The 26503-nt window shown below is 58.8% G+C and carries 26 protein-coding genes; 15 read left to right on the top strand and 11 right to left on the bottom strand.

Going from position 1 to position 26503, the window contains the following annotated elements; genetic code table 11:
• Positions 1-110 precede the first annotated feature (110 nt).
• The 6 genes from ahr (at position 111) to ETAA8_RS07435 (ending at position 9760) form a co-directional block, all read left to right on the top strand.
• Positions 111-1121, top strand: coding sequence for an NADPH-dependent aldehyde reductase Ahr (ahr, locus tag ETAA8_RS07410; protein ID WP_145087050.1), 1011 nt, complete (start codon positions 111-113; stop codon positions 1119-1121).
• A gap of 452 nt (positions 1122-1573) precedes the next feature.
• Complete coding sequence (locus tag ETAA8_RS07415; protein WP_145087053.1) at positions 1574-3028, top strand: arylsulfatase; 1455 nt, start codon at positions 1574-1576, stop codon at positions 3026-3028.
• Between the two features lie 164 nt (positions 3029-3192).
• The gene (locus tag ETAA8_RS07420) at positions 3193-4686 is read left to right on the top strand and encodes a sulfatase family protein (protein WP_145087056.1); all 1494 of its coding nucleotides are present in this window, start codon (positions 3193-3195) and stop codon (positions 4684-4686) included.
• A 9-nt stretch (positions 4687-4695) separates the two neighbouring features.
• Positions 4696-6528, top strand: coding sequence for a sulfatase family protein (locus ETAA8_RS07425; RefSeq protein WP_145087059.1), 1833 nt, complete (start codon positions 4696-4698; stop codon positions 6526-6528).
• Positions 6529-6554: 26 nt separating this feature from the next.
• Positions 6555-8192: an arylsulfatase gene (locus ETAA8_RS07430; RefSeq protein WP_238397701.1), complete on the top strand. Its 1638-nt coding sequence runs from the start codon at positions 6555-6557 to the stop codon at positions 8190-8192.
• Positions 8193-8197: 5 nt separating this feature from the next.
• On the top strand, positions 8198-9760 hold the full coding sequence (locus tag ETAA8_RS07435) for a sulfatase family protein (RefSeq protein WP_145087062.1): 1563 nt from the start codon (positions 8198-8200) through the stop codon (positions 9758-9760).
• A gap of 115 nt (positions 9761-9875) precedes the next feature.
• On the opposite strand, the gene acpS is transcribed toward ETAA8_RS07435, so the two are convergent.
• The gene (gene acpS, locus ETAA8_RS07440) at positions 9876-10289 is read right to left on the bottom strand and encodes a holo-ACP synthase (protein ID WP_145087065.1); all 414 of its coding nucleotides are present in this window, start codon (positions 10287-10289) and stop codon (positions 9876-9878) included.
• Positions 10290-10416: 127 nt separating this feature from the next.
• On the bottom strand, positions 10417-10767 hold the full coding sequence (locus ETAA8_RS07445) for a co-chaperone GroES (protein ID WP_145087068.1): 351 nt from the start codon (positions 10765-10767) through the stop codon (positions 10417-10419).
• A gap of 151 nt (positions 10768-10918) precedes the next feature.
• On the opposite strand from ETAA8_RS07445, the gene ETAA8_RS07450 reads away from it, so the two are divergent.
• The 8 genes from ETAA8_RS07450 (at position 10919) to ETAA8_RS07485 (ending at position 17166) form a co-directional block, all read left to right on the top strand.
• The gene (locus ETAA8_RS07450) at positions 10919-11461 is read left to right on the top strand and encodes a DUF4416 family protein (RefSeq protein ID WP_145087071.1); all 543 of its coding nucleotides are present in this window, start codon (positions 10919-10921) and stop codon (positions 11459-11461) included.
• Positions 11462-11645: 184 nt separating this feature from the next.
• Positions 11646-12587: a DUF1559 domain-containing protein gene (locus ETAA8_RS07455; RefSeq protein WP_145100281.1), complete on the top strand. Its 942-nt coding sequence runs from the start codon at positions 11646-11648 to the stop codon at positions 12585-12587.
• Between the two features lie 34 nt (positions 12588-12621).
• Positions 12622-13107: a DUF4198 domain-containing protein gene (locus tag ETAA8_RS07460; RefSeq protein WP_145087074.1), complete on the top strand. Its 486-nt coding sequence runs from the start codon at positions 12622-12624 to the stop codon at positions 13105-13107.
• A gap of 63 nt (positions 13108-13170) precedes the next feature.
• Entirely contained in the window at positions 13171-14208 is a 1038-nt protein-coding gene (locus tag ETAA8_RS07465) for an ABC transporter ATP-binding protein (protein ID WP_145087076.1), read from the top strand.
• Positions 14205-15230, top strand: coding sequence for an ABC transporter ATP-binding protein (locus ETAA8_RS07470; protein ID WP_145087079.1), 1026 nt, complete (start codon positions 14205-14207; stop codon positions 15228-15230). Before ETAA8_RS07465 ends, ETAA8_RS07470 begins: the two co-directional genes overlap by 4 nt.
• Before the next feature lie 166 nt (positions 15231-15396).
• Positions 15397-16386, top strand: a complete 990-nt coding sequence (locus ETAA8_RS07475; RefSeq protein ID WP_238397702.1) for a DUF1559 domain-containing protein — start codon at positions 15397-15399, stop codon at positions 16384-16386.
• A 6-nt stretch (positions 16387-16392) separates the two neighbouring features.
• Positions 16393-16749 carry a hypothetical protein gene (locus tag ETAA8_RS07480; RefSeq protein ID WP_145087082.1) on the top strand — a complete coding sequence of 119 codons (357 nt, stop codon included), beginning with the start codon at positions 16393-16395 and terminating at the stop codon, positions 16747-16749.
• 63 nt (positions 16750-16812) lie between these two features.
• Positions 16813-17166 (top strand): hypothetical protein, encoded by a 354-nt coding sequence (locus tag ETAA8_RS07485; protein ID WP_145087085.1) that lies wholly within the window; start codon positions 16813-16815, stop codon positions 17164-17166.
• A 1-nt stretch (position 17167) separates the two neighbouring features.
• On the opposite strand, the gene ETAA8_RS07490 is transcribed toward ETAA8_RS07485, so the two are convergent.
• The 9 genes from ETAA8_RS07490 to ETAA8_RS07530 form a co-directional block, all read right to left on the bottom strand.
• Positions 17168-18274 (bottom strand): Gfo/Idh/MocA family oxidoreductase, encoded by a 1107-nt coding sequence (locus tag ETAA8_RS07490; protein WP_145087088.1) that lies wholly within the window; start codon positions 18272-18274, stop codon positions 17168-17170.
• Positions 18271-19077 (bottom strand): acyl-ACP--UDP-N-acetylglucosamine O-acyltransferase, encoded by an 807-nt coding sequence (lpxA, locus tag ETAA8_RS07495; protein ID WP_145087091.1) that lies wholly within the window; start codon positions 19075-19077, stop codon positions 18271-18273. The genes ETAA8_RS07490 and lpxA overlap by 4 nt, the downstream gene beginning before the upstream one ends.
• Positions 19078-19256: 179 nt before the next feature.
• Positions 19257-20132 carry a UDP-3-O-acyl-N-acetylglucosamine deacetylase gene (gene lpxC, locus ETAA8_RS07500; RefSeq protein ID WP_145087094.1) on the bottom strand — a complete coding sequence of 292 codons (876 nt, stop codon included), beginning with the start codon at positions 20130-20132 and terminating at the stop codon, positions 19257-19259.
• A 115-nt stretch (positions 20133-20247) separates the two neighbouring features.
• The gene (locus ETAA8_RS07505; RefSeq protein WP_145087097.1) at positions 20248-20961 is read right to left on the bottom strand and encodes an OmpH family outer membrane protein; all 714 of its coding nucleotides are present in this window, start codon (positions 20959-20961) and stop codon (positions 20248-20250) included.
• A 386-nt stretch (positions 20962-21347) separates the two neighbouring features.
• On the bottom strand, positions 21348-22439 hold the full coding sequence (locus ETAA8_RS07510; protein ID WP_238397703.1) for a Gfo/Idh/MocA family protein: 1092 nt from the start codon (positions 22437-22439) through the stop codon (positions 21348-21350).
• An 87-nt stretch (positions 22440-22526) separates the two neighbouring features.
• The gene (locus tag ETAA8_RS07515) at positions 22527-22982 is read right to left on the bottom strand and encodes a peptidase associated/transthyretin-like domain-containing protein (RefSeq protein WP_145087100.1); all 456 of its coding nucleotides are present in this window, start codon (positions 22980-22982) and stop codon (positions 22527-22529) included.
• Complete coding sequence (locus ETAA8_RS07520; protein WP_145087103.1) at positions 22979-24016, bottom strand: DUF1559 domain-containing protein; 1038 nt, start codon at positions 24014-24016, stop codon at positions 22979-22981. The genes ETAA8_RS07515 and ETAA8_RS07520 overlap by 4 nt, the downstream gene beginning before the upstream one ends.
• Before the next feature lie 185 nt (positions 24017-24201).
• Positions 24202-24657, bottom strand: a complete 456-nt coding sequence (locus tag ETAA8_RS07525) for a DUF4198 domain-containing protein (protein WP_145087106.1) — start codon at positions 24655-24657, stop codon at positions 24202-24204.
• Positions 24654-25718 (bottom strand): DUF1559 domain-containing protein, encoded by a 1065-nt coding sequence (locus tag ETAA8_RS07530; RefSeq protein ID WP_145087109.1) that lies wholly within the window; start codon positions 25716-25718, stop codon positions 24654-24656. The genes ETAA8_RS07525 and ETAA8_RS07530 overlap by 4 nt, the downstream gene beginning before the upstream one ends.
• Positions 25719-26001: 283 nt before the next feature.
• On the opposite strand from ETAA8_RS07530, the gene fae reads away from it, so the two are divergent.
• Positions 26002-26499 carry a formaldehyde-activating enzyme gene (gene fae, locus ETAA8_RS07535; protein WP_145087112.1) on the top strand — a complete coding sequence of 166 codons (498 nt, stop codon included), beginning with the start codon at positions 26002-26004 and terminating at the stop codon, positions 26497-26499.
• The last annotated feature ends 4 nt before the right edge of the window (positions 26500-26503 follow it).

The following is a 26503-nucleotide window of genomic DNA, read 5'->3' on the forward strand; positions in this document are numbered from 1 at the left end:
AGCGGAGCGAGTTCTGTCCTGAAGCGTCAGATGCCACATCGCATTGATTCCAAGTCGTGCCAGCTGGCAACTAACCACCCATTTAGTTTCTAACGAAAGTGAGCCTTGCCATGACCAAAGTTGAAGCCTGGGTTGCCCCGAGTGCGAAGCAGAAACTCGTCCGTCAGAGCATCGATCTAGGAGAACTCGGTGCTGAAGAGGTGGAGGTTGCGGTTGAACACTGTGGGTTGTGCCACTCCGACCTCTCGGTGCTAAAAGACGATTGGGGCGCTTCTCAATATCCAGCGGTGCTGGGTCACGAAGTCATCGGCCGAGTGGTCGAAGTTGGAACTTCGGCTAAGGGTTTGAAAGTTGGCCAAGCTGTCGGAGTCGGCTGGACGGCTCGAAGTTGCCTGCACTGCCGGCAGTGCATGTCGGGCAATCAGCACCTGTGCGCGGAGGCAATGCCGACGATCATCGGCCATCGAGGGGGCTTTGCAACGCGGGTCCGTTCGCACTGGTCCTGGGCTATTCCCTTGCCCGAAAACATCAACTACGCCGAAGCTGGACCGCTCCTGTGTGGCGGCATTACTGTGTTCAATCCGCTGGCCATGTATGCCAAGCCTACTAGCCGCGTTGGCATCGTGGGCATCGGCGGTTTGGGCCACATGGGTGTCAAGTTCGCCGCTGCTTACGGCTGCGATGTGACGGCCTTTACCTCCAGCGAAAGTAAGTTTGACGAAGCCCGCAGCTTTGGGGCGAATCAAGTTGTCTCGAGCCGCGATTCGGCGGCGATGAAGAAACTGACAGGGACGTTCGACCTGCTGATCGTGACGGTGAACGTGCCACTCGATTGGCAAGCGATGATTGGCACTCTGGCTCCCAATGGCCGGATGCATGTGGTTGGTGCAGTCCCGCAGCCGATTCCTGTCTCCGCTATCCAGTTGATTTGGGGTCAGCAAAGTATCTCGGGTTCACCCACCGGTTCGCCGGTGGCGATTGGAACGATGCTGGAGTTCGCCGCGCGTCACCAGGTCAGCCCGCAAACCGAGCACTATCCGATGTCGCAGATCAACGAAGCGTTCGATCGCTTGGAGGCCGGCAAAGCCAGATATCGCATCGTCCTCGATGCAGACTTCTAGCGAGTGCGGTTCCCTTTTTTGGGTAGCGGTTGCCGCCGTGATTGAAGTAATTTCGGCGCTCTGGTTCTTAGAACTTCGCGCAGGGAAGTTCAATCAGCGCGAAGTTTGACGAGTAGGCCGTTGATGCCATCGGTGCAGAGAGCCCCGATGAAGTTTGTGGCGTGCCAACGGCCAGGGGGTACTTTTTCGATCACCCCGTTGGCCGCGGGAAAGGTTTTCGTCGCCTTCGTGGCCGACGATCAAGCCAAGTATCCGCAGGCGGCCCAGTGCCTGACCACAGACCGCGACGTACTGTCAGTACATCGTTCGCTTTCTGCCATAAAATTCGCGCGTGTGCTTCTTGGTTGACCGTGCGTTTTCCTGCCGTGATACTGACGCCGTTCGGCAAACCCTGGGCAATGAGCCGGTTTGCAGCTGACGATGCCAGCCCGCTCCTCTCTCAGCGAAGTTTTATGTTTTTGCTACACAAAGTCGCTACGCCGATCGTTGCGATCACCGTTTATTGCTGCGCACTTTGTCCGCTATTTGCCGATGAAAGCGCGATCTCCAAGCGTGCACCAAACATTGTGCTGATACTCGCGGACGACCTGGGTTTTGGCGATCTCGGTTGCTATGGACAGAAAGTGATCTCAACCCCCAATTTGGATCGCATGGCGAAGGAGGGGCTGCGGTTCACGCAGTTCTATGCCGGTGCTACCGTCTGCGCTCCATCGCGGAGTGTGCTGATGACCGGCAAGCATCACGGGCACACGCGCGTCCGTGGCAACGCGGGCGCGACGAATCCAAGCGCTCAGGCGCTACGGTCCGAGGATGTGACGGTCGCCAAGGTTCTGCAGCAGTCCGGCTATCGGACGGCGCTCATCGGCAAGTGGGGACTCGGCGATGTCGGTGCCGCGGAAAGCGGGCTGCCGCGCAAGCACGGCTTCGCTGAGTTCTTCGGTTACTTGAATCAGCGGCACGCTCACAATCACTTTCCTGCATTTCTCTGGCGGAACGAAGAACGCGTCGAGTTGCCGAATGTCGTGACTCCGGTAGGTGGCGACGGCGCGGGCTATGCGACCAAGGCGGTTCAATTCGCCGATGATCTGTTCGCGGATGAGGCGATCAAGTTTGTTATTGCCAACAAGTCGCAACCATTCTTCCTGTACTGGAGCATGGTCATTCCGCACGCCAACAACGAACGAACTCGCGAATTGAAGAACGGGGCTCAGGTACCCGATTTTGGTCCCTATGCCGATCGGGACTGGCCCGATCCAGACAAAGGGCAGGCAGCGATGATCTCGCGGCTTGACGGATACGTGGGCAGAATGCTGGCGACGTTACGCGAGCAGGGTCTGGCGGAAAATACGCTCGTTGTTTTTACCAGCGACAATGGGCCGCACAACGAAAGCAACCATAACCTCGCGCGGTTTAATCCGTCGGGGCCGTTGTCCGGCATCAAGCGCAGCTTGACCGACGGCGGCATTCGTGTGCCGCTGATTGCCTGGTGGCCCGGTCATGTGCCAACCGGGGTCGAGACAAATCACGTTGCCTATTTTGGAGACTGGCTGGCGACGGCCGCCGAACTGGCTGGCGCCAAGACTCCCGACCACTGCGACTCGATCAGTCTTGTGCCAACTCTGCTCGGCCAGCCCGCCGCACGTCAGCCCAAGCACGATTTCCTCTATTGGGAATTTCACGAGGGAGGCTTCAAACAAGCGGCCTTGTACCAAGGGCGTTGGAAGGGGATTCGCACAGGCAGTCCTGACGCAGCCATCGCCCTGTACGACCAACAGGCCGATATCGGGGAGAAAACCAATGTCGCGGCAAAACATCCCGACATTGCATCAACGATCGGCGACTACTTGGATTCGGCACGGAGCGAATCAGCTGACTGGCAACCCAAATGGTCCGGCGGCAAAAAGTGAGTTTGAAAGATTGGTTGATACTTCACAGGCCCGCAGTACAACCGCGAAATCGTCGCACGGCTGAAGATATTGATGTCGCGGGCCCACATCGACTCGGCAGATTTCCCGCTGGCTGGGAACAAACCAAAGCATAAAAAGCAACCGTAACCATTGGCAATCTCACCATGAAAACCGTCCTCGCAGCATGTGTACTCTGTGTGTTGTCGAGTAGCGAAGCCTTCGCCGCTGAGCGCCCGAATATTGTGGTCTGCATTGCAGATGACATCAGTTGGGATGACTTCGGTTGCTACGGCAGCCGGACGGCTCGTACGCCGCGCATTGATGCGCTCGCAGCCAACGGGTTGCGATTCACCGAGGCGTACCTGACGGCCAGCAGTTGCAGCCCCAGCCGGTCGAGCATCATCACCGGACGCTATCCCCACAACTTGGGTCCGGCGGCCGAACTGCATCAGCCGATCGCCGCGAACATTCCGTGGCTCCCTACCGTGCTCCGCGAGCACGGCTATTACACAGCAGTTATCGGCAAGAACCACATGACTCGCGAGAATGCGAAGGTGGGCGCGGAGACGTGGGACCTGATCGACCCGGGCGTCACGCCGGACAATCACGGCGCGGAAGCAAAATGGGTTCAGACCATCGAACAGCGGCCCAAGGACAAACCGTTTTTCTTCTGGTTCGCAGCGGTCGATGCACATCGGGGCTGGGATGCGAATAAGGAATGGGTCGAATCGAAGTACGGTCCCCAGCATCGCCCGCAAGACATCACCGTACCATCCTTTCTCGCCGATGATGCTGCCACGCGCGAGGATCTCGCGTCGTATCACAACGAGGTCACGCGGTTCGATTACTTCGTCGGCCAGGTCGCCGATGCGCTCGCCGCGCAGGGAGTGCTCGACAACACGCTGCTGCTCGTGCTGGCCGACAACGGCCGTCCATTCCCGCGCGCGAAAACGCGCCTGCATGACTCCGGCATGAAGACCGCGCTCGTCGCCCATTGGCCCGCGGGCATTGCAAAACGGGGTAGCACCAGCGCGAGCCTCGTCAGCGTCATTGACATCGCGCCGACATTACTCGAACTGGCCGGAGTCAAATCGCCGCCGCCAAGCTTCCAGGGCTTGAGCTTCGCCCCAGTTCTGCGCGACCCGCAAAACATCACTCGTCGGCACGCCTTCTCGGAGCACAACTGGCACGACTATGAGGCTCACGGTCGCGCGGTGCGCAGCGACGGTTGGCTTTACATCCGCAACGCCCGTCCCGCGCTGGCCTGGCAAGGTCCCGCCGACTCCGTGCGCTCGCCAGCGCACGCAGCGCTTAAGGCACTCCGCGACGCGAACAAGCTCACGCCCGCGCAGGCCGACGTGTTCCTCGCGCCCCGACCGAACGAAGAGCTGTACCTCACCGCGAAGGACCCAGAGCAACTTCGCAACCTGGCGACTGACCCCGCCCATGCCGCAATCAAAACGCGACTCGCCGCGCTGTTGGATCAATGGATCGACGAAACTGGCGACGCCGTTCCCGACAAACTCACTGCCGACACCTTCGACCGCGAATCTGGAGACCCGCTAGATCGTAGCAAGACCAACGCGAAGGCCGAACGCGGCGAGTTCCCCGGCAAGCCGAAGAACGCCGCGCGCATCAATGCCCCCGGACCTCAATAGGAATTCACCATGAATCGACATCAAGCAATCTGGTCCAGGCCAATCGCCTTGTTCGTCACGATGTTCGTCTCCGGCTCCCTCGTCGCCGCAGAACGGCCGAACATCCTGTGGATCACCAGCGAGGACAACAGCCCGTATCTTGGCTGTTACGGCGATTCGCTTGCTCAGACCCCGCACCTCGACCGTCTCGCGAAAGACGGCGTTCGCTATCGCCACGCGTTCGCTAACGCCCCAGTCTGCTCGACCGCGCGCACGACGCTCATTACCGGCATGTATGCGTCGTCACTCGGTGCTCACCATCACCGCAGCAGCGTGGCCATCCCGGAGCAGTTCAAGCTCTATCCCGAACCTCTGCGCGCGGCGGGTTATTACTGCACCAACAACTCTAAAACTGATTACAACGTCGCGGTCAAACGCAAGATCTGGGACGACAGCAGCCCTAAATCGCATTACAAAAACCGCGCCGCTGGCCAGCCCTTCTTCGCGGTCTTCAATATCGGCACTAGCCACGAAAGCCAGGTCGCGCCGAAACAGAATAAGTCGAGCTTTCGAGTGCCGCCCGAGAAAGTCCCACTGCCGCCGTATCATCCCGACACGCCGGTCATCCGCCGCGACTGGGCGAATTATTACGATCAAATAACGCTGATGGACAAGCAGGTTGGGGCGCTGCTCGGGGAACTTGAGCAGGCTGGCCTCGCGGACAACACGATCATCTTCTACTACGGCGACCACGGAGGCGCGCTGCCGCGCGGCAAACGAAACATCCACGACACCGGCACCCGCGTGCCGTTGATCATCCGCTTCCCAACCAAGTGGGCGCAACTGGCACCAGTTGAACCGGGCCAATGGGTTGAGGAACTTGTAAGCTTTGTCGATTTTCCGGCGACGGTCTTCAGCCTGTGTGGCGTGCCGGTTCCCGCAAACTATGAGGGCCGTCCATTTCTAGGCGATAAGCGGGTCGCGCCGCGCGAGCAGGTTTTCCTCTTTCGTGGCCGTATGGACGAGCGCTACGACACCATCCGTAGCGTGCGCGAAGCGGAGTTCCGTTATGTGCGCAACTATTCACCGCACCGGCCCTGGGGCCAGCACTATTCGTATCCGTTTCGGGTGCTGCCCAGTATGAAATCATGGTTCGACGAGTTCACCGCAGGCCGCTGCAACGACGTACAAGCCGCCTACTGGCAACCCAAGCCTGGCGAGGAGTTTTATCAACTCGCGGGCGATCCGTTTGAAGTTCACAACCGCATCGCCGAACCGCAGCACGCCGCACGCATCGCGAAACTCAAGGCCGCGCTGCGTGCCGAAATCCTCAAGACTCGCGACACCGGCTTCATTCCGGAAGGTATGTTTGCCAAGCTTGCGGGAGACAGAACCATTTACGATTACGCGCAGAGCCAGGCCTATCCGCTGCAGCGCATTCTCGACCTCGCAGACAAAGCCAGCGACCGCGATGCCGCGAACTTGCCCGACTTCCTCAGCGCGCTGGGCGACAAGCATCCCGTCATCCGTTATTGGGCCGCAACGGGATGCCTGGTCCTTGGCGATAAGTCAATCGCTGCGAAGGAGAAGCTTCGCGATCTTCTCGACGACGAGTGGCTCGACGTGCGTGTGGTCGCTGCCGAAGCTATCGGTATGCTTGGCGAACGAGAGGTCGCTAGGCAAACCATCGCAGACGTGCTCAAGAACGGCAACAAGCAGGAGGCTCTTGCAGCGCAGAATGCGCTCGACTTCATGTGGAAAGCCGGTACCGTCACGCTTCCTCAGGCTCAATCACTCGTTCGCGATTTGCAGTTCTCCGAACCTGCCGACCGCATCCCTCGTTACCTCCTCTCTCAACCCTAGGCCTGTCGTCAGCGAAAAGCCAATTTATGATTCGACCCTTATTGTGCATCGTACTGATGTCAGCGCTCGCTGCTCTGACCGGTTTACTGCGTGACGCATCTGGTGCCGGTCGACCCAACATTGTCGTGATTCTGGTGGACGACATGGGCTGGTCGGATATTGGCTGCTACGGCAGCGAGATTCCCACACCAAACCTTGACGCGCTCGCGAAGAATGGGGTGCGGTTCACGCAGTTCTATAACACGGGGCGGTGCTCGCCGACGCGGGCGGCGCTTTTGACTGGCCATTATCCGCACCAGGCAGGAATGGGGCATCTCGACAATGTCGTCAAGCCGGGCCATCCAGGGTTTCAAGGAAAGATTGCAGACACCAGCGTGACGATGGCCGAAGTGCTGCGCGACTCGGGATACTTCACCGCCATGACTGGCAAGTGGCATCTGGGCCAGCAGCACGGCACACCGCCTTGGAAGCGAGGCTTCGACCGCAGTCTGAATCTGCAAGCCGGGGGCGTCTATTTTTACAATCAAACGGGCAGCAAGGGAGGCGCCAAGCTGTATCTCAACAGCGAGGAGAGGCCGCTGAACGATCCGCAGTTCGGCGAGTGGTACGGCTCCTTCCTGTGGTCGCAATGGGGACTTAAGTTCGTCGATGAAGCCATCTCAGCGAAGCAACCATTCTTTTTGTATCTGGCTCATTGCTCGCCTCACTTTCCGTTGATGGCACCCGAGGAAGATATTGCCCGGTATCGCGGCAAGTATCTAGCGGGTTGGGACACACTGCGCGAGGCGCGGCATCGCAAGCAGATTGAGTTGGGACTCGTCGATGCGAAATGGCCGCTCACGCCGCGGGCCCCCAATTCGCCCGCCTGGAAAGATGTCCCCGCCGATGAGCAGAAGCGGTTCGATCACATGATGGCGATTTACGCGGCGATGATCGACACGATGGACCGTAGCGTCGGGACACTCGTCGATGGACTGCGTGAACGGGGGCAACTCGACGACACGCTAATCCTGTTCGTCAGCGACAACGGCGGCAATGCCGAGTCGGGGCCGAACGGCCGCTATGAGGGGAAAAACCCCGGCGACGCGCACTCAAACGTTTTCCTTGGACAGAACTGGGCAACGCTCAACAACACGCCGTTCCGCAAGTGGAAACACTTTGTCCACGAAGGTGGCAACTCGACGCCGCTGATCGCCCACTGGCCAAGCGGGATCGACGCCTCCGTTCGTAACAAGCTGGTGCATCAGCCCGGGCATGTAATCGACCTGATGCCAACTGTCGTGGATGTGGCGGGTACCAAGTATCCCGCAAAGTTTCAGAGCCAAGCCATCGAGCCAATCGAAGGCGTGAGCCTGATCCCGTCACTATCCGGCAAAGTGCTCGCCCGGTCGCAGCCAATCTTCTTTAACCACGAAGACAACCGCGCGGTGCGCGAGGGCAAATGGAAGTTGGTTGCACTGGCCGGTCAACGCTGGGAGTTGTACGACATCGAGGCCGACCGCACAGAACTGCACAACCTGGCCGACGAGCATCCAGATCGAGTCAAAACGATGGCAGCCCAATACGACGCCTGGGCCAGGCGGACGCACGTCGTCACCGGCAACAACGATGCTTGGAACTCTGCCACGAAACAGAACAAGGGCACCAAAGGAAAGAAGAAATAAATTCTATGAAGACCGCCTCTCTCGGCCTGGTTCTGCTGGCCCTGTATCTGCTGACCCTATGTCCGTCGCTCGCCGTGGCGAAGAGCCCGAACATTCTGTTCATTTACACGGACGACCACTCGTACCGCACACTCTCATGCTACGAACATGCGGAGTCCTGGGCGCGGACGCCGAACATCGATCGACTGGCAAAACGGGGGGTGCGATTCACACATGCCTACATCGGCACCTGGTGCATGCCTTCGCGGGTCACCATGCTCACCGGCCGGCATCAGTACGGCGCTCTGACAATGCGGATGGAGGGGGAGTATCCGGGCAGCGAATACGATCCCGCACAGTGCCCCTTCTGGCCAGCTGTTTTTCGGCGGAATGGCTACCACACCGCGCACATCGGCAAGTGGCACTCGGGGCGCGATGCAGGTTTTGGCCGCGATTGGGATCATCAGATCGTCTGGAACCGACCGAAGCATCCCGCCAATGCGCCCAATTATTACCACGACCAACTCCTCTCGATCGACGGTGGAGAACCGAAGGTCGTCCCAGGGTATTCCACCGACAACTACACGCGCTGGGCAATCGATTACATTCAGGGTGAGCACCGCGACAAGTCAAAGCCCTGGTACCTGTGGCTCTGCTATGGCGGCGTTCATGCGCCTTATGCGCCGGCCGAGCGGCATTTGCAGGACTATCCCGGAGTCACCGTCGAGACCCCGGCCGACATCTATCCGCCGCGCGCGGGCAAGCCCAGCTACATGCAAATGATCGCCGCTTGGGAGAAGGGGCCCAAAGGTGAACCGGTCCTCAGCGACAAGGCGATCGGCAGTGAAGTCGGCGATGATTTCGCGCGCGATCGGGGCCGCAATCTCTCTGAGTGGTCGCGGCAATATCATCAGGCCGTCCGTGCGCTCGATGAAGGCATCGGCAATGTACTCGCCGCGCTGGAAGAATCGGGTCAACTAGAAAATACGCTTGTCGTGATGACCTCCGATCAAGGTTACGCCTGGGGGCAGCACGGCTTCCGCGCGAAACTTGCTCCTTATGATGCGAACATCCGCTCACCGCTGATCATCTCCATGCCCGGCACCATTCCCGAAGGCAAAGTCTGCCGCACGCCGGTCGGCGGCGCGGACCTGCCGCCAACGTTCTTTCGCTTCGCCGGTTTCGAATTGCCGTGGACCATGCACGGCCATGACCTCACTCCGCTGCTGAAGAATCCCGACGCCGCCTGGCCGCATACGACGATGATGCCCTTCACCGCGGATAAGTTTGGAGCCAACTGCGACACCGTCCCCACGCCGCCAGGCAACCGGCACAAGAGCGGCGTTCCCTGGTATGTGATGATTGTCCAGGGCCGCTACAAATACATCCGCACGCTGGAAGCCAATGAGCCAGAAGAACTTTACGATCTGCTGACTGATCCCAACGAACTGAAGAACCTTGCAGGTGAACCACAGCACGTCGCAACCATAGAAAAACTACGCGCAGCCGCCATTGCCGAGCTCCGCCGCACGGATGCAAAGATGCTCGATTCGCTGCCGCCGGTCGCCAATCTTTCCGCAGAACAGTGACTGTTTCGTCGCGATCAAGATTTTCGTATTTGCGCAAAGATGCGCATCTAACGAGGAGGAGTGAACTTGAACGTGATCTTAACGCCAGCTCGCAAGCCACATGATTCGCAACCGTCTAGTCGCGCAGGCCCATCACACCACTATCGCCGCTGCCGAGGGCGAGTGCATAGGCAGTGGCATGCGTCCGGCAATGGCTGATGCTGATCAGAATTTGGGCAATTCCTTGCTGCGCGCAAACCTCGCGGGCACCGCCGCCAAGCAATACACGGGGCTTGCCACCGAAGTCGTTGCGGATTTCCATATCCCCCCAGGCAATGCCGCGGGTCCAGCCCGTGCCCAGCGCTTTAAGAATCGCCTCTTTCGCGGCGAAGCGTCCGGCATAATGCTGCGTCGACGCTTTGCGGGCCGAGCAATACTCAATCTCGTGAGGCGTATAAACGCGATTCAAGAAGAGTTCGCCGTGGCGCTCGATCATCTGCGCAATCCGCAGGCACTCGATGATATCCGTACCTATGCCAACGACGTTCATGGCGAGAGTTTGAGGTTCAAAGTTCAATGTTTAAAGTTCGGGGAGTCGGAAGCCTCTGCATTTCCTCCCTCGCCTCGGTACTCCGGGAAGAGGGTCGGGGTGAGGGGCTGAAGCTCGAACGGCAGGTCTATTCGTCGTCGCCATTGTCCTTGGCAGAATTTTCTTTTGGCTCGCGTCGAAAGACTGCGACAACATCTTCGACCGGAATCACGAACAGTTGATTGTCCGATTCGAAGTCGACAGGAATAGCGTTCTTCGGGTGGAAGAGAATTTTGTCGTACTGCCGCAGGGGTACGTTCTCGTCGTTCTCGATCTGCGCTGAGATCGCCACGATGCGGCCGGTAATTGTTGGGATTTCGGAAGCATCGGGAAGTGCGATGCCTCCCTTGGTTTGCCGCTTGGGTTCGTCCTTGCGCACGAGCACGCGGGCCCCAATCGGTTCGACGTATTCCAATCCGCGAGACTTGGCTTTGACCATTGCAGCCGCTAATAGTAAGACAGCAGGAGGTTGTATGCCGCGGCAGAACTGCCGCGATCTCTCAACCTTACCCAGCGCACGATGCTGAGGGAAGGGGCAGCACCGGTGCTAGGAACGAGCGACTGGTCACCACGCAAAACCAGGAGTAGGAATGGGCGACACCGTCAAGCAAAGACCCGTGCTGTTGATTGCGGCCGTCTTCAGTCGGCATGCCGCCGCGCTGGAGTGGGCTCGCGCGCGATTTGCGGCAGCTTGGGGCGCCATCAAGTCGGAAAGTCCGTTGTTTGAACATCGCGAAACAACTTACTACGAAGCCTCGATGGGAGCTGACCTACAGAAGATGTTTCTCGTAAGCGAGCAGTTGATCGATCCTGGTCAGTTACCGGAATTAAAACTGACGGCCAATCGCTGGGAGGAAGAGTATCGCGCGCTTGGAAATCATGGCGAAGCGCGACCGCTGAACATCGATCCAGGTTACCTCACCGAAGCGAAACTGGTGCTGGCCTCAACGAAAGACCGCGATCATCGGATCTATCTCTCCCAAGGAATCTTTGCCGAAGTGACGCTACACTACGCGCGCGGTACCTGGCAAACTCGCCCCTGGACGTATCCCGACTATCAACGGGCCGACTATCACGCGTACTTCACAACCTGCCGCGAGTATCTCCGCCAACGGTACCGAGAGGGAGTTTAAATCGCTTCAGCACCCCGCACACCACCTAGTTGAGCGGCGTCAGTTTTGCAATCGCTCAAATTTGCCGCCATTTCCATTGCGTCAACCAAAAGTCGACAAATAATGGCAACGTGCCGGACGTCTTAACCGGCTCCAACCCCGCCCCTACCAGTCTCATCTGATTTTGCCGAGCGACCTCTCCCTCATGCACCGCTCATTCCGATCGGGCTTTACGCTCGTTGAACTCCTCGTTGTCATTGCCATTATCGGCGTGCTCATTGCCCTGCTGCTCCCCGCGGTGCAGGCCGCGCGCGAAGCTGCCCGCCGCATGCAGTGCTCGAACAATTTGAAGCAACTCGTGCTGGCGATCGCCAACTATGAAGATTCGCTGCGAATCTTGCCAACTGGCCGAATGGGTTGCGATTGTAATACCAACTTGCCCGCTCATGGCTGCGGTACCCGTCCTTCGTCGACTCGCCCGGGCACCAGTGGCTTCGTGATGCTCCTCCCACAACTCGAACAGCAGCCTTTGTACGACCAACTCGGCTTCGAAAAAGGTGCGGTCGCGCCAGCGACGGGTTGTGCCAGCGTCACCAACGATACCGCCGGTTGGAACACGGGAATCTCTCACCTTTTCTCGTTGCAGCCCAAGTTTATCGTCTGCCCGAGCAACTTTACGAAGAAGACATCCGCCGGCAACTGGGGCATCGGAAGCTATGCCCTCAATCACGGCACACTGGGGCCGACGAAAGGGACCGATCAAAACGCCAAGCACTTGAACACGGGTGTGTTCATGTACCGCAGCGAAATCAAGCTGAAAGATGTGACCGATGGCTTGAGCAACACGATGTTTGTCGGTGAAGTGGCTCAAGGGGATCATCCGCACAACCAGAATCAATGGATGGTCGCCCTGCGTCACGTCGACAGCTTGCGTTCAACCGAAAATGCGCTCAATACCCGGCCGCAAAAGGGACTCGTGCTGAACCTGTACGGTCTGCAAGTGAATGGCGCGTTCAGTAGCAGGCACCCCGGCGGAGCCTTGTTTGCCTATGGCGATGGTCACGTGCAATTCATTGGCGATAACATCAACATGACGGCCTACCAGGCGATGTCGACGCGCGCCGGCGGCGAAACCGATCAACCCTAGTTCCACTGTCCGAGCAACGCTCGGCATTTCGATCATGCTGCGACTTGCTGTTATTCCTGTCATCGCTCTAACGCTACTTTCCACCGGATGCGATAGTCGTTCTCGCCGAGTGCCGATCGCCGGAACGGTGCTCATTGATGGTAAACCTCTGGCGGGAGGCACGATTGCCGTGGTTCCCAGCAATGACCGTCCCGCCATTTCGATGATTGACCAGCAAGGTCGCTTTCAACTCACGACCTACGACGATTTCGATGGCGCAATTCTGGGCGAACATCCGGTAGAAATCTTTTCGCGGGTAGATGTTGGCGGTGATCGGCAACGCTGGCTGATTCCACCAAAGTACGCCAGCATTAAAACTTCCGGCCTGGTGCTGCAGGTGGACAAACCCAATCCGAACGTCGTCTTCGAGTTGACCTGGGGCAATCAAGAACCGGCAATCGAAGTGATTGAGGGAGGCGGCGACGTGGGCGCTGTGCCAGGTGCTACCGAGGAAGCTCTGCCGGTTCCCGGTTCTCCGTGAACAAGCGGTGCAGCCATCACTTTGGCAGTTGCGACCGCTGCGCGCGGGCCGTATAGTTCCTGCATGTCTTCCACATCTGGAACTAAGCCGCTTCTGACCGTTGATGATTTGCACGTGTCGTTTCGAACCGACGATGGTTCGATTCGCGCGGTGAATGGTGTGTCGTTCGAATTGCATCCGGGTGAAACGCTGGGCATTGTCGGCGAATCGGGTTCCGGCAAGAGCGTGACGAATCTCGCCCTCTTAGGACTGATTCCGCGGCCTCCCGGCGTGATTGAGCGCGGGCGGGCGATGTTCGCCGGGCAAGACCTGCTGAAGCTCGGCACGCGCGAGTTGTCATCGATTCGCGGCAAGCGGATTGCGATGATCTTTCAGGATCCGATGACGGCGCTCAATCCGTTTCTCTCGGTTGCCGAGCAATTGACCGAAGTCACCCAGTTGCATTTGAAGCATTCGTCGTCCCAGGCACGTAAGCATGCGATCGACATGCTCGAGCGGGTCGGCATACCGGCTGCTGCCGAGCGGATCGACGACTTTCCGCATCAGTTTTCGGGAGGAATGCGGCAGCGGGTGATGATTGCCATGGCGCTGGCCTGCCAGCCCGAGATTTTAATCGCCGACGAGCCGACAACGGCCCTCGATGTGACCATTCAAGCGCAGATGCTGGAACTGATTGCCGAGTTGCAGAAGACGCACGGCACCGCGGTGATTCTCATTACCCACGCCCTGGGGGTGATTGCCAGTGTGTGCCATCGCGTGCTGGTGATGTACGCGGGGAAAATCGTCGAGCAAGCGGGCGTTTACGAATTGTTTGCCCAGCCGCAGCATCCCTATACGCTGGGCCTGTTGAAATCGATCCCCCGCTGGGATGCCACGCGGCAAGATCAACTCGCTGCCATCGACGGCCAACCGCCCGATATGTTGCATCCGCCGACGGGTTGTGCGTTTCATCCCCGTTGCACATTTCGCTTAGAGCGCTGTTCGCAAGAGGAGCCGCCGCTAGAGCCAGCCATTCACGGTGGGCTGAAGGCTTGCTTCGCCGACTTGACAAAGATCCCATCACCGACTGAACAGGCTCGCGCCGCAGGAACTCATTCATGACGGCCGCTGCTGCTCCGGAAGTTGGTCGTCGCTTGCAAAAACAGAGCGACAAACCGCTACTCGTCGTGAAAGACCTGAAGGTTCACTTTCCGAAGCGAAAAGGTGGTTGGCTGTTCGGCCAACCGGGAGTGCTGCGGGCGGTTGACGGAGTCAGCTTTACGATTCGCGAAGGAGAAACGCTCGGGCTCGTGGGCGAATCGGGCTGCGGTAAGACAACTACCGCTCGCGCGGTGATTCACCTGCAGAAGCCGACGAGCGGCGAGATCTGGCTCGCTGGGGACCGGGTCGACCAACTGACGCCACGGCAAATGTTGCCTTACCGCCGCAACATTCAAATGATCTTTCAAGATCCATTTGCCTCGCTCAATCCACGCATGACCGTCGGGGCAATCATCCAAGAGCCGATGGAAATCTTCGGGCTCTACGGCAACAACCGCAAGCTCGAAGCGATGCGGCTAATGGACCTGGTCGGGCTCAATCCGCGGTTCCTGAATCGCTATCCCCACGAGTTCTCCGGTGGACAACGGCAGCGAATCGGCATTGCTCGCGCGCTCGCCGTACAACCGAAATTGATTGTCTGCGATGAGCCAGTTTCCGCGCTCGATGTTTCCATTCAAGCGCAGGTCATCAACCTGCTGATGGACTTGCAGCGGCAACTGGGTCTCGCGTATCTGTTCATCTCGCATGACCTGTCGGTGGTCCGGCATATTTCGCATCGCATCGGCGTGATGTACCTAGGGCGCATCGTCGAGATGGCGTCTGCGGACGCGATTCACGCAAACCCGCGGCATCCCTATACGCAGGCGCTGCTGTCGGCCGCGCCCATTCCCGATCCGGTGCTGCAGCGTGAGCGGCAGCGGATCATTCTTAAAGGTGAAGTCCCCTCGGCAGACCGGGTCTATCCGGGCTGTCCCTTTGCCGATCGCTGCCCGATTGCCGAGCAGTTCTGCCGAGAGAAAGTCCCGCTGCTCGAAGGTCGCGACCACCTCGTGGCCTGCCATAAAGCGTCGCCGGAAGTTTAGTCGCTTTCAGATTGCGTCTCAGACGCGCCACCAAGTTGTTTGGTGGAAACTACTTGCGACATATTCAAAGCAGCCCATTGACAACTTGCAGACCATTATTTCGAATAGCAAAACTTACAGATTTTGGATAATCAAAATTTCTTTGCTGCTGCTGGAAATGTACTATATGGCTGCTCCAATAAGCTGGCGGGCTCAACGGCCTGCCTTCACACTGGTTGAGTTGCTCGTGGTGATTGCCATGATCGGCATGCTCATGGCCCTGTTGTTGCCAGCCGTGCAGCAGGCGCGCGAAGCGGGACGCCGGTCGCAGTGCAGCAACAATCTCCGTCAGCTGGCGCTGGGACTGCAGAATTATCATTCCGCCTATAACTGCTTTCCGCCGTCGTACATCGCCAACACCAAACACGCCTCGCGCGACCCGCAGACTTTCGATGGCCCTTCGGGCTTTGCCTGGGGCGCGCTATTGCTGCCGTTCGTCGAGCAACAGGCGGTACACGATAAGTTCGATTTCAACCAGCCTTGCTGGAGTACCGCGAACGCCGCGACAGCCCAGACCAAGCTCAAAGTCTTTTACTGCCCCTCGGCCACCGGCAATCCGGATGCGTTTAACGTGAAGAGTTCTTCGGGAACGACGTTGGCGAAGTTTGGCCGCTCCGATTTTGTCGCGAGCGTCGGCATGGAAGAGCCCTGGGGGTTTACTCTGGAAGATTGGACGTCGGTCGCCGATGGCCCGCTCTATCGCAACTCGCCTACGCGGGCCGCGGATGTGACCGACGGGCTTTCGAACACCGTCTTTTTGGGTGAGCACAGCAGCCTGCTCAGCAGCAAGACCTGGGTCGGCGTGGTGCCGGGCGCGGCGGTGTGCGCCAATCGACCCGATAAATTTCCCATCACTGAATGCGATCTGGCGACAACACTCGTCAACGTGCATAGCGGCCCAGCCTCGGGCGAGATCGATCCCGTGACGGGCTTTGCTCCCATTCATCCGCCGAATAGCCCGCTCTGTCACGTCTGTCAGATGTATGCCGAGCATCCCACGGGGTGCAACGTGGCACTTGGCGATGGGAGTGTGCGGTTCATTTCTCAGTTCGTTCATCAACCCACTTGGGCGGGGCTATCGAGCCGTGCCGGTGGCGAAGTTTTGCAAGATTTTTAAGCGCCCATGAAGTACCTGCCTGGTTTTGTAGTGCTCTGCTGCATTCTGTCGCTGGTTGCCGGTTGTGCTCGTCCGCCAGCTGTCCAGTACGATCATTTGCCACTGATTTCCTCGCTGCGAACTGCCTGTTCGGCGCGCAATCCCGAATGGCTGGCGGGGGTGAAGCGGGCCGTCGACCAGCGACATACGGAGGGGAAAATGACCGCGGTCGAGCGAGACCATTTCGAGGTGCTCATCGCGCAGGCGGAGGGGGGCGAATGGGAAGCAGCGGAACGGGCCTGCCTGAAGTTCGAACAGGCCCAGCTAGGTCGCACCCGCGAACCGGCAGAAGGTGCCGGGCATTCGCATTCGCACGACCATTAATCACTCCGCTAGAATGAAGGCACGAGCACGAGTTGGTGCAGATGACCTTCAGGAGCTAGTCGCGTGGAAGATCGGGAAGCGTGTTTGATTTATTTTCGGCAGGCGATTGCCGAGCCACTGAGCGTGCAGCCTTGGTCGGAGTGGTGGGCCGAAAACGATGAACTGGTCGCACAGTCGTTTCCCCTGGTCGACTATGTGCGATTGAAGCACCGCAAATTGTGGGGTGCCCAGCAGATTCTGCAAATCAGCGGCGAGTTGCCCCCGGATTTTGCCCCCCGTAGCCCGCTCATCTCGGGCTCTTGTTGCCGCTGCGGCGAACGCTTTGTTAATCAACCGGAGGCTGAAGCCAGCGGCGACGTGCGCTGCAGCGCGTGCGGCATTAAGTATCTTTTCGTGTACGGGCCGGAGCAGGAATAGCTTAGCCAGCCTTGCGGCGGGCAGCAGCTAGTTTTGCCGCGTGTGACCAGTGAGGTCCGCGCAGGGCATGCTGGCTGGAACTGCGCGAACGTTCGCGCTGGCTCGCGGCAATGGCGGCGACAATCCGTTCGGCCGTCTCGAGTGCTCGCCAGCCGTCGATGCCGGTCACTTGCGGCTGTGAATGTTGCTTCACCGCCTGCACGAAGTCTTTTTGCTCTTCGAGAATTGCATTGTGGTCGGTGACGGCCAGATCTTCTTTGTGCAGATGTTTGTCGAAGAACTGATCTTTCAATTCGACTCGTTCGGTTGGGCTCAGCCGCGCGATATCGATCTGCCCCTGTCGAATTGTCAGGGAAGGTTCGAGAGTGCGGGCAGTCTTGCTACCGAAATCGATCGCCGCGAAACTTTGGCCATTACTGATCTCAAGCGAACGAACGACGACGGGACTCACGCGCGAGGCACTCAATTGCGCTACGCAGCCATTCGAGAAGGAAAGTCGAGCTTCGGCCCAATCTTCGTGTGGGCCAATGACCGCCGCGCCGCAGGCTTGAACCTGCGTCACTTCTTCGGGCACCAGGCTCAGGACGAGATCGAGGTCGTGAATCATCAGGTCGAGCACAACGCCAACGTCGGTCGAACGACAGGTATACGGAGCCAGTCGGCGCGCGGCGATGAAGGTGGCATCGGTCAAATGAGGCCGGATGCGAACCCAAGCCGGATTGAAGCGCTCGACGTGACCGACTTGCAGCACCAGATCACGCTCATCAGCGGCTGATACCATTTCTTCTGCTTCGGCCGAAGTGCTGGCGATCGGCTTTTCGACCAGGACATGTTTCCCGCGTTCGAGCAGTTCCATCACCACGGCATGGTGAAATTGAGTCGGCGTGGCAACGATTGCCGCATCAAACTGCGCGAGGAGCGGATGATAGTCGGCGTGCGTGGGAACTTGCAACTCGGTGGCAACGGCTGTTCGCGAGGCTTCGACCGGATCGACAACTGCCACGAGTTGAGTGTGTGGAAGCTGCTTGGCCAGCCGGGCATGAATTCGCCCCAAATGACCAGCTCCGATCACAGCAAGGCGAAGCGGTTCGGGCGAATTCTTGTTCATGCTGCTCGCCGGCGATCGCGTCCGCGACCGTGCCGGCCCTCGTATTGATTTTGCAGAAAGCTGAGCAAGTGATTGACGGCTGGCATCAATAGTTCACTGGAACGCAGAATTTCGCGGGCGTGATCGATGCCCACGCGGGCCCGAAAGATCAGGCGATGGGCTTCAGCCAGGGCGCGAATCGAATCGGCCGAGAAATTGTTTCGTTTGAGCGCCACCAGGTTGATGCAGCGCGGCCGCGAAGGATTTCCTTCGGCCAGCATGTAGGGAGGCACATCGTGCAGCACGCGGCTGAGTCCGCCAGTGAAGCTGAAGCTGCCAATCGTGGAAAAATGATGAACGGCGACGCCGCCGGAGATTGTGGCATCGTCGTGGACGTGAACGTGACCGCCGAGCAGCGTGGCGTTGGCCATGATGACGCGATTGCCGACTTTGCAATCGTGCGCGATGTGGCTACCGGCCATGATGAAGCAGCCGCTGCCGAGCGAAGTGGTGCCATCTTCTTTTTCGCTGCCGCGATTGATGGTGGCCCCTTCGCGAATGATGTTATCGTCGCCGATGATTACCTGCGTATCGGTGCCGCGATAACTCACGTCTTGAGGATCGCCACCCAACACAGCCGCAGGGAAAACGCGATTCCGCTGACCGAGCGTAACGCGTCCCATGACGGTGACGTTCGCGATGAGCTGCGTGCCGCTGCCAATGGTCACTAGCGGACCAACAATGCAATGAGGGCCCACCTCCACGTCATCGTGGATTTCAGCCCGCGGATCGATGACCGCGGTCGGATGGATGTTGGTGGGCATGGCAGTGTTGCGAGCTGGGAACTAGGAGCTCAAGACTCGGAAAAAGGTTTTGTGGGGAGAGGAGATGAAGTTGTCCTAAGTAGCCCGACGCGTAAGCGAGGGAGCTATTCTGATTTCGGGTTCGTGTGCAGTGAACGGTGGTTTTCGATTTCCCCTCGCTGACGCTTCGGGCTACCTAATTAGCCAGTGCGACGCAAGCCTCCTTCGACACGACCTTCCTGGAGGATGGTGCGGACGAGTTCGGCGTTCAGGCGATGGCCACTGCGGTGAGCGATGACGTGGCCGACCAGTTCGCAACCGGCCAGGGCGAGATCGCCGACCAGGTCGAGCGCTTTGTGACGGACGCATTCATTTTCGAAGCGGAGGGTGTTGTCGATCAGCCCCGTCTTGCCAAAGACGAGCAGGTCTTGATTCGTGACTCGCGTGCCCAGGCCGCGCGAGCGAAGCCAATCGGCCTCTTCTTCGAGCAGGAAGGTGCGGGCTGAAGCGAGCTCATTGCGGAATGATTTGGGTGTGACCTTAAGGTCGATCGTCTCGCGACCGATGGGGCACTCGGGACCGTAGTCGAGTCGATAGCGAACCGACAGTCCGCCATGCTTGTGAGGCCGGGCTTCGACCCAACTTTCATCGTCGCCGACGCGGACCACTTCCGAGATCACTAGGCGTTTCGCCGGAGCCTCTTGCTGGGCGATTCCCGCAGCTTCGATCGCCTCTACGATTGCCAGGCTAGAGCCGTCGCCGCCAGGCATTTCGGCCTGATCGACCCAGACCTCGCAGTTGTCGATCTGCAGGCCATAGAGCGCGGCCAGGATATGTTCGACCATCTCGACCTGGGCAGTGCCCGTGGCGAGGGTGGTGCGGCGTGGTGCTTCGAGGCGGTTGCGGGCATCGGCAGCAATGCGCACGTGCGGTGCGATATCGCTGCGGACGAACTGCAGGCCGCTATCGACCGGAGCAGGGCGGAGTTCGACGCGAACGTCCTTACCGCTCCAGTAACCAAAACCGGAGAATTCGGCCACTTGGGCCAACGTCTGTTGTTTACGCAGCTGGGCCATCAAAGAAGCATCGGCTCAAGGTGAGGAGGCGAAGTGAGCGGGTGCTCACAATCAGGCCGACCGCGAGAGAACGAATCTCGGGCCGGCAGATATCACGTTACGATCGGCAACTGGCTTAGCGGCGAGGGCCAACCGGAGGGATCTGCGGCCGATTCGCCGACGGAATCTGCCCGTTCGGGTTCGGCGTAGGAGCCGGTGGCGAGAAGCGATTCAGGTCCGCCAGGATGTGCGCGGTGACATCGAGCGTGGGATTGTAATACACCACAGCACGATTCACACCTTGCAGCACCGAGTTGCGGTCATCTTCCTTCATCTCGTCGCTGTTGAAGCGTAAGACCATGTGGATGCCGTTGACGTTTGAGAAGTTGGCAACGCTCTGCTCCAGTTCTCGGTAGACCTGGAAGTAGACGCGAGCTTCCTGTTCGAGGAGCTCCTTCTTCTTCAGGCCGACCTTGACTTGCAGATCGGAAGTGGCCCGAGCGGCCTCTTCTTCGCGCTGCTTGTATTCCAGCGAGCCAGCTTTGTATTGCTGGAGGGCTTCGCCCATCGCTTTGAGTTTGGTGGTTTCACCCTTCACGAAGGTATCGAAGTCTTCGATGTCCTTCTTGATGTCGCCCATCGATTGATTAAAGCGATTGTGGCCTTTGAAGACCTTCGCAATATCGATGACGACGATGGTGGGTGTGGTTCGCGGCCCAGCTGGAGCAGCCGCGGGGGCTACTGGTGGACGTGCAGCCGGAGCGGCTCCGGGAGCACCCACTTGGGCCATAGCAACTTGGGCACACAATACGACGCCTGCCACAATGGTGGCGGGAAGGCAGACTTTCACGCTCAGCACTCCTTGCTTGTTTGGTCATCCTGACCGGTGATGTTCGCTGGCGACCCTCTTGGTTCACCGCACGATCCATCACGCCTGGGTTCGGGCTTGAGGGGGACCAGCCCCGAATCGCTGGGTCCGGCAGATTGGCGGATTGTGCCGCATTCTGACGAACGGGTAAAGGTCAGAAGTTTACGCCTTCTGACCTACGCTCACAAAAGCCCCGTGGTTCACCATCTTTCCCGCCGATTTCGCAGCATGGTGAGGGTTTTCACCATCCGCTAGCGTACCACGACTTTCGCAGGCACCCCCTTTATCGTCAAACTTTGCGGGCTGGGTTGAGTTTTCTGGCAGAGAATTCAGTTCTTTGACGCGTGGGCTAAGGCCCACACTACGAATTAGACCAGCGACAGCGGATTCACGCGGGTGGCAAGGGGCATTTTCACCGGGCCACCGGTGCGATGCGATTCGAAGACGGCGCAGATCATTTCGATCGTGGTTCGCCCTTCGTACATGCTGCACTCGGGCTGGCGATCGTTCTCGATGGCTTCAATCAAATCCTGAACAGCGAGGACATTGCCGGCATCGAGTCCGCCGTCTTTCATCGTTTCAGGCTCGAGACCCGTCGACGAAATGGGTTGCCAGACAGCCTTGCTACGGCCGGGCGACCAGGCTGGATCGGGCAGAAATTGCGCGCTGGGCAAATGACCGGTGAGGATTTCGATGATCCCCTTGCTGCCGAAAATCTGCAGGCCAAACCGATTGCCCATAGTTTCACGCTTGCTGCCGAAGTAGGCAGTCGCGCCCCCATCGAGCCCATACATGGCAGAGATGGTGTCGCCAGCCAACGGGCCAATGCCTTCGTTGCCGGGCTTGATGTGTTCCTTGCCAATCGGTTGGCCACCTTCTTCGACACGAGCGAAGCACCAGTTGGGCTCGCCGCCGAAGTGGTGAATCAAATTCATGATGTGGCTGCCAAGCACCCACAGGTCTTCACCACCGCCCCGTTTGTCTTCTTTGCCTCGGCCGCGGAACTCGAGGATGGTGCCGATCTTGCCATCGTCGATCAATTCGCGAATGCCCTGCAACTTGGGGCTGTAACGCGTTTGATGAGCGAGCGCGAGTTTGATATCAGCCTTTTCGCAAGCCTTGATGATTTCGTCAGCTTCGGCGGGCGAACGGCAGAAGGGCTTCTCCATGTAGATGTGCGCGCCGTGGGCAGCAGCGGCGAGGCACATCTCGCGATGTTGATCGAGCCAGCGGGGACCGATGGCCACGATATCGGCCTTGGCTTCGTCGAGCATCTGGCGATAGTCGGCGTATCCCTTGGGAGCCTTCAACCGATTGACTACAGCTGCCCGGCCAGCTTCGTCGGCGTCGGCGACTGCGACGATTTCGCACGAAGGAATCTTGAGCCACACGGTATCGACACCGTGACCATAGTTCCCCTTGCCTGTGTGCCCAATGACCGCGACGCGATACTTCTTCATAATGCTCACCTGTAAGTTTCGAGCAGAGTTTGCCTGTCAGCGAGCAGCATAGGCTGCGTGCGGGGGAGAAGCAATTCGGCAACGATCTCAACGTCGAGCCGATTTGAGTTCGAAGACCAATTCTGACTTGGGAGCGACGACGTCGGCAGTGAGTGTCGTTTGTTGAAAGTCGCTATAGATCGGCGGCAACAGTTCTTTGGCATTGGAGTCGATCGGGGCAACATCTTCGGTGGGAATAAAGGGCTGGCCGTCGGGAGTGACCAGTTTGCTGATGAGGACTTTGTACTGTCCGGCCGGCAATCCAGGCGGGCCTTGTTCCGAACGGCCATCGTTCAGGTGAATCACAAACTTCCCCTGTTCGTCCGTCCTTCCCCAGCCGCCGTTGCCTGTTGTTTCTCCATGAGCAACCAAGTTGACGACCGCGCTTGCACAAGGCTGGCCGTCTAAAGTCACGACCCCTGTAACCGGAATTGCGGCAGGGCCCGTGGGCGCACAGCCGGCAACGAACGACAGAGCAAGGGTCACGATCGACGTGCGAATCATGGCAGGCTCACCGGATTTCCATCGGCAATCATCGCGATGCGATCACGAACCGTTTGGTCGGTTGTTTCAGCGATGAAGATCACTGCCCCGTCGGCCAGTCCAATCATGCAACCGCCGGGATGCAAACTTCCCGGCGAACCCCAACTGCCCAAGCGCCCGGTCTTGGGAATGATCGGTGGCGTAGCGCCGACATAAGTCCAATTGTTGATGCCACGGGTGCTGCCGATGTCGTTGCCCGTCATGACCCAGCCGCGAAAGCCCCAGGCGCTGCAGCGACCGTTGTAGACATCAAAAGTGGATTCCACGATGGCTGCGGTCGAACTGGTTCCGTCGGTGATGTCGGCAATGCGCGAATTGCTATTCTCGCCGAACAAGCGCCGCGTCGATGTATTCGCACTTCGATTCCATTGATCGCAGTCGTAGTTATTAATCGCGCTAAAGTCGTAGTTGGTCTTGGCTCCTTTGTAGAGCGGGTCGGTCGAAATGCCGTAATAGCTGCTGGGCGGCAGCCAAGGATCGCCGCTATCGCTGGGGCAGTTGAAAATCTTCAGCCGCTGCGAAACGATTTTCGCATTGCCGCTGGCGACCGCATCGCCGGCGAGCGTGCCGACGGTGGCTGTCGGTGAGCAACAGCCATCGTTCCCTACGGTGATGTTCGCCGCGCTGGCCTTCATGTCGTACTTGTTGTAATGAGCAATCTGTTCGAGAAAGGGCAACAGCAGAACCAGGCCGTTGAGATTGTGCACACTCTTAGGGCCCCAGTTGTTGGGTGCTCCCGGGTAGCGGCACCAACCATACGCGATGCCCCCCGAGGGAAACCGCTGGTGCGCATCGTGATAGTTGTGCAGGCCGATCAGCGTCTGCTTGATGTTGTTGGTGCAACTGGCCCGGCGAGCCGATTCGCGCGCGGCTTGAACTGCCGGCAAGAGCAACGCCACGAGGACGCCGATAATGGCGATCACAACCAGCAGTTCGACGAGCGTGAAGCCGCGGCGGTAAGCTCGAAACGCAGCAGCAGAACGAATTCCCGGCATAACGCATCACTCCTGGGCAGGTCTTGTTCGAAGGAGAGGCGAGAAAGGAAAGCTGAGCATGGAGAATAAAATCGCCGCTGGCAATCGAAATCGCCAAAATCAGTCCTCAAACGTGCTTGAACGGAGATGAGTTCAGCTACGTTTGAGAACTGGTTGGTCGTTCTTGGCCACCGAATGTCGGTTGCCTACGAACGTCTCGATCGAAGTTCGAACGTGAGAGGCTGAACCGCTTCGTTCACCTCCGCCGTCAACGTTGTCCGTTCGAAATCGCTGTAAGGAAGCGGGATCACTTCTCGGGCGTTCGCATCGATGGGCGCTTGCTCCTCCGTCGGCACAAACAGAGTACCGTCGGGTTTGACCAGCTTGTTGACGAGCACTTTGTATTGGCCCGGCACGAGGCCCGCGATGCCTTCAATGGTCTTGCCGTCTTGCGTGCGGGCAACGAACTTCCCCTCGTCGTCGGTCTGCGCCAGGCCACCTCGGCCGCTGGTATCGCCTTGCGGCACGAAAGTGATCATGGCACCTGAGAGCGGTTTACCATCGAACGTGACAACTCCCGAAACGGGAATGGTCGCGGGCCCCTGCGCACCGCAGCCCGCGAACGTCACACACAGCACCAAAGGAATGAGTAGGTTTCTCATGGCAGCGACACCACCTCTCCATCGCCCATGGCGGCCAGTGCGACGCGCACGGTCGAACTGGTGTTTTCAGCAACGAAAATGACGGCACCGTCGGCCAGGCCAACCATCACACCACCGGGATGCAGGCTCCCCGGTTCGCCCCAACTGCCATTGCGACCGATTTTCGGTGGAATCGTAGAGTAGTTCCAGTTGTTGATGCCGCGCGGGGCACCGATGTCGACACCGGTCATGACCCAGCCGCGATAGCCCCACGCTGGGCACCGACCGTTGTAAACGTTGAGGGTCGTTTCGACGATGGCGGCGGTATTGCTCGTGCCATCAATGACATCGGCAATGCGCGAGTTGCTATTTTCGCCGAATAATCTCCGCGCACTGTTGCTCGCATTGTTGAGCCAGTAATTGCAGTCGTAGCTTTGGCCGGAGGAAAAGTCATAGTTAGTCTTAGCCCCTTTCAGCGTCGTGCCGGTCGAGGCGATACCGTAATAGGCACCCACGGCCAGCCAGGGATCGCCGCTGTCGCTGGGACAATTGAAGATTTTCACTCGCTGCGAGACAACTGCGGCGTTTCCGCTGGCGATGGCATCGCCGGCCAGCATGGCATTCGTCGACGGAGTCGTATTGCCATAGGTAATGTTGGCAGCGCTGGCACTCATATCGAACTTGTTGTGCAGCGCTGTCTGCTCGACGAACGGCAGCAGCAACAACAGGCCATTGAGGTTGTGGACGGTGGGCGAGACCGGATTGCGACACCAACCGTACGAGATTCCGCCGGGCGCGAAACGCTCGAAGGTATCGTGATAATTGTGCAAGGCCAGCACGGTTTGCTTGAGGTTGTTCGTGCACGACGACCGGCGAGCCGCTTCTCGGGCAGCTTGAACTGCGGGCAGCAGCAAGGCAACTAGCACGCCGATGATCGCGATTACGACCAGCAGTTCGACGAGGGTAAACCCGCCTCGCCTGCGATCAGGTCGCAGGGGGAACAACCCGTAGAGATCGGGTCCAGAATGTCGAAATCGCCCAGGCCGGCGACGCGATCCAAGAGACCGAGACTTCTCCAACATGCATTACTCCTTGGAAGGATTGCGTTTGGAGAGGTCAGTGGTAAAGAACACCGTTGAATGTTCTTCCTTCAATCCTTACGAAATCCGAACGAACTGTCGAGTCTTAGGTTTTCGACTCTTTAAGGGGGCTCGGCGCGAGCTTGCGGGGACTGCGGGTGGTTGCAAATGGCCGCTGGTTTGGTAATTTCTGCGGTTCTGCGGGCACACGCATCATTCAAAGACGCAATTGCGAACCTCGCATTTTGCGCCTCACCGCATTTCGCACCAAACGGGAGAAGTATTCATGTCGATGTTCATTGGCGAAGGTCTGTCGGGAGATGGTAACGAGATCGCTCACATTGATTTGCTCATCGGCAGCAAGGATGGCCCGGTTGGCAACGCCTTCGCCAATGCCTTGGCTACCCAAAGCGCCGGCCACAACAACCTGCTCGCCGTGCTCACACCCAACCTGGCCGTTAAGCCGGCCACTGTGATGATCACCAAGGTGACCATCAAGGGCATGAAGCAAGCCGTGCAGATGTTCGGCCCCGCGCAAGCCGCTGTTGCCAAGGCCGTGGCCGACTCGGTGGGTAGTGGCGTCATTCCCAAGGGTAAAGCTGAAGACCTCGTGATCGTGTGCGGCGTGTTCATTCACCCCGCTGCCAACGACGACAAGAAGATCTATCAGTACAACTACGACGCCACCATGCTCGCCATTGCCAACGCGATGGGCAGCAAGCCCAGCGTCGACGAAATGCTCGCCGGCAAGGAACAGGCCGCTCACCCCTTCCGCGGCTTCTAAGTCG

The sequence above is a fragment of the Anatilimnocola aggregata genome (assembly GCF_007747655.1).
Classification (GTDB): Bacteria; Planctomycetota; Planctomycetia; order Pirellulales; family Pirellulaceae; genus Anatilimnocola; species Anatilimnocola aggregata.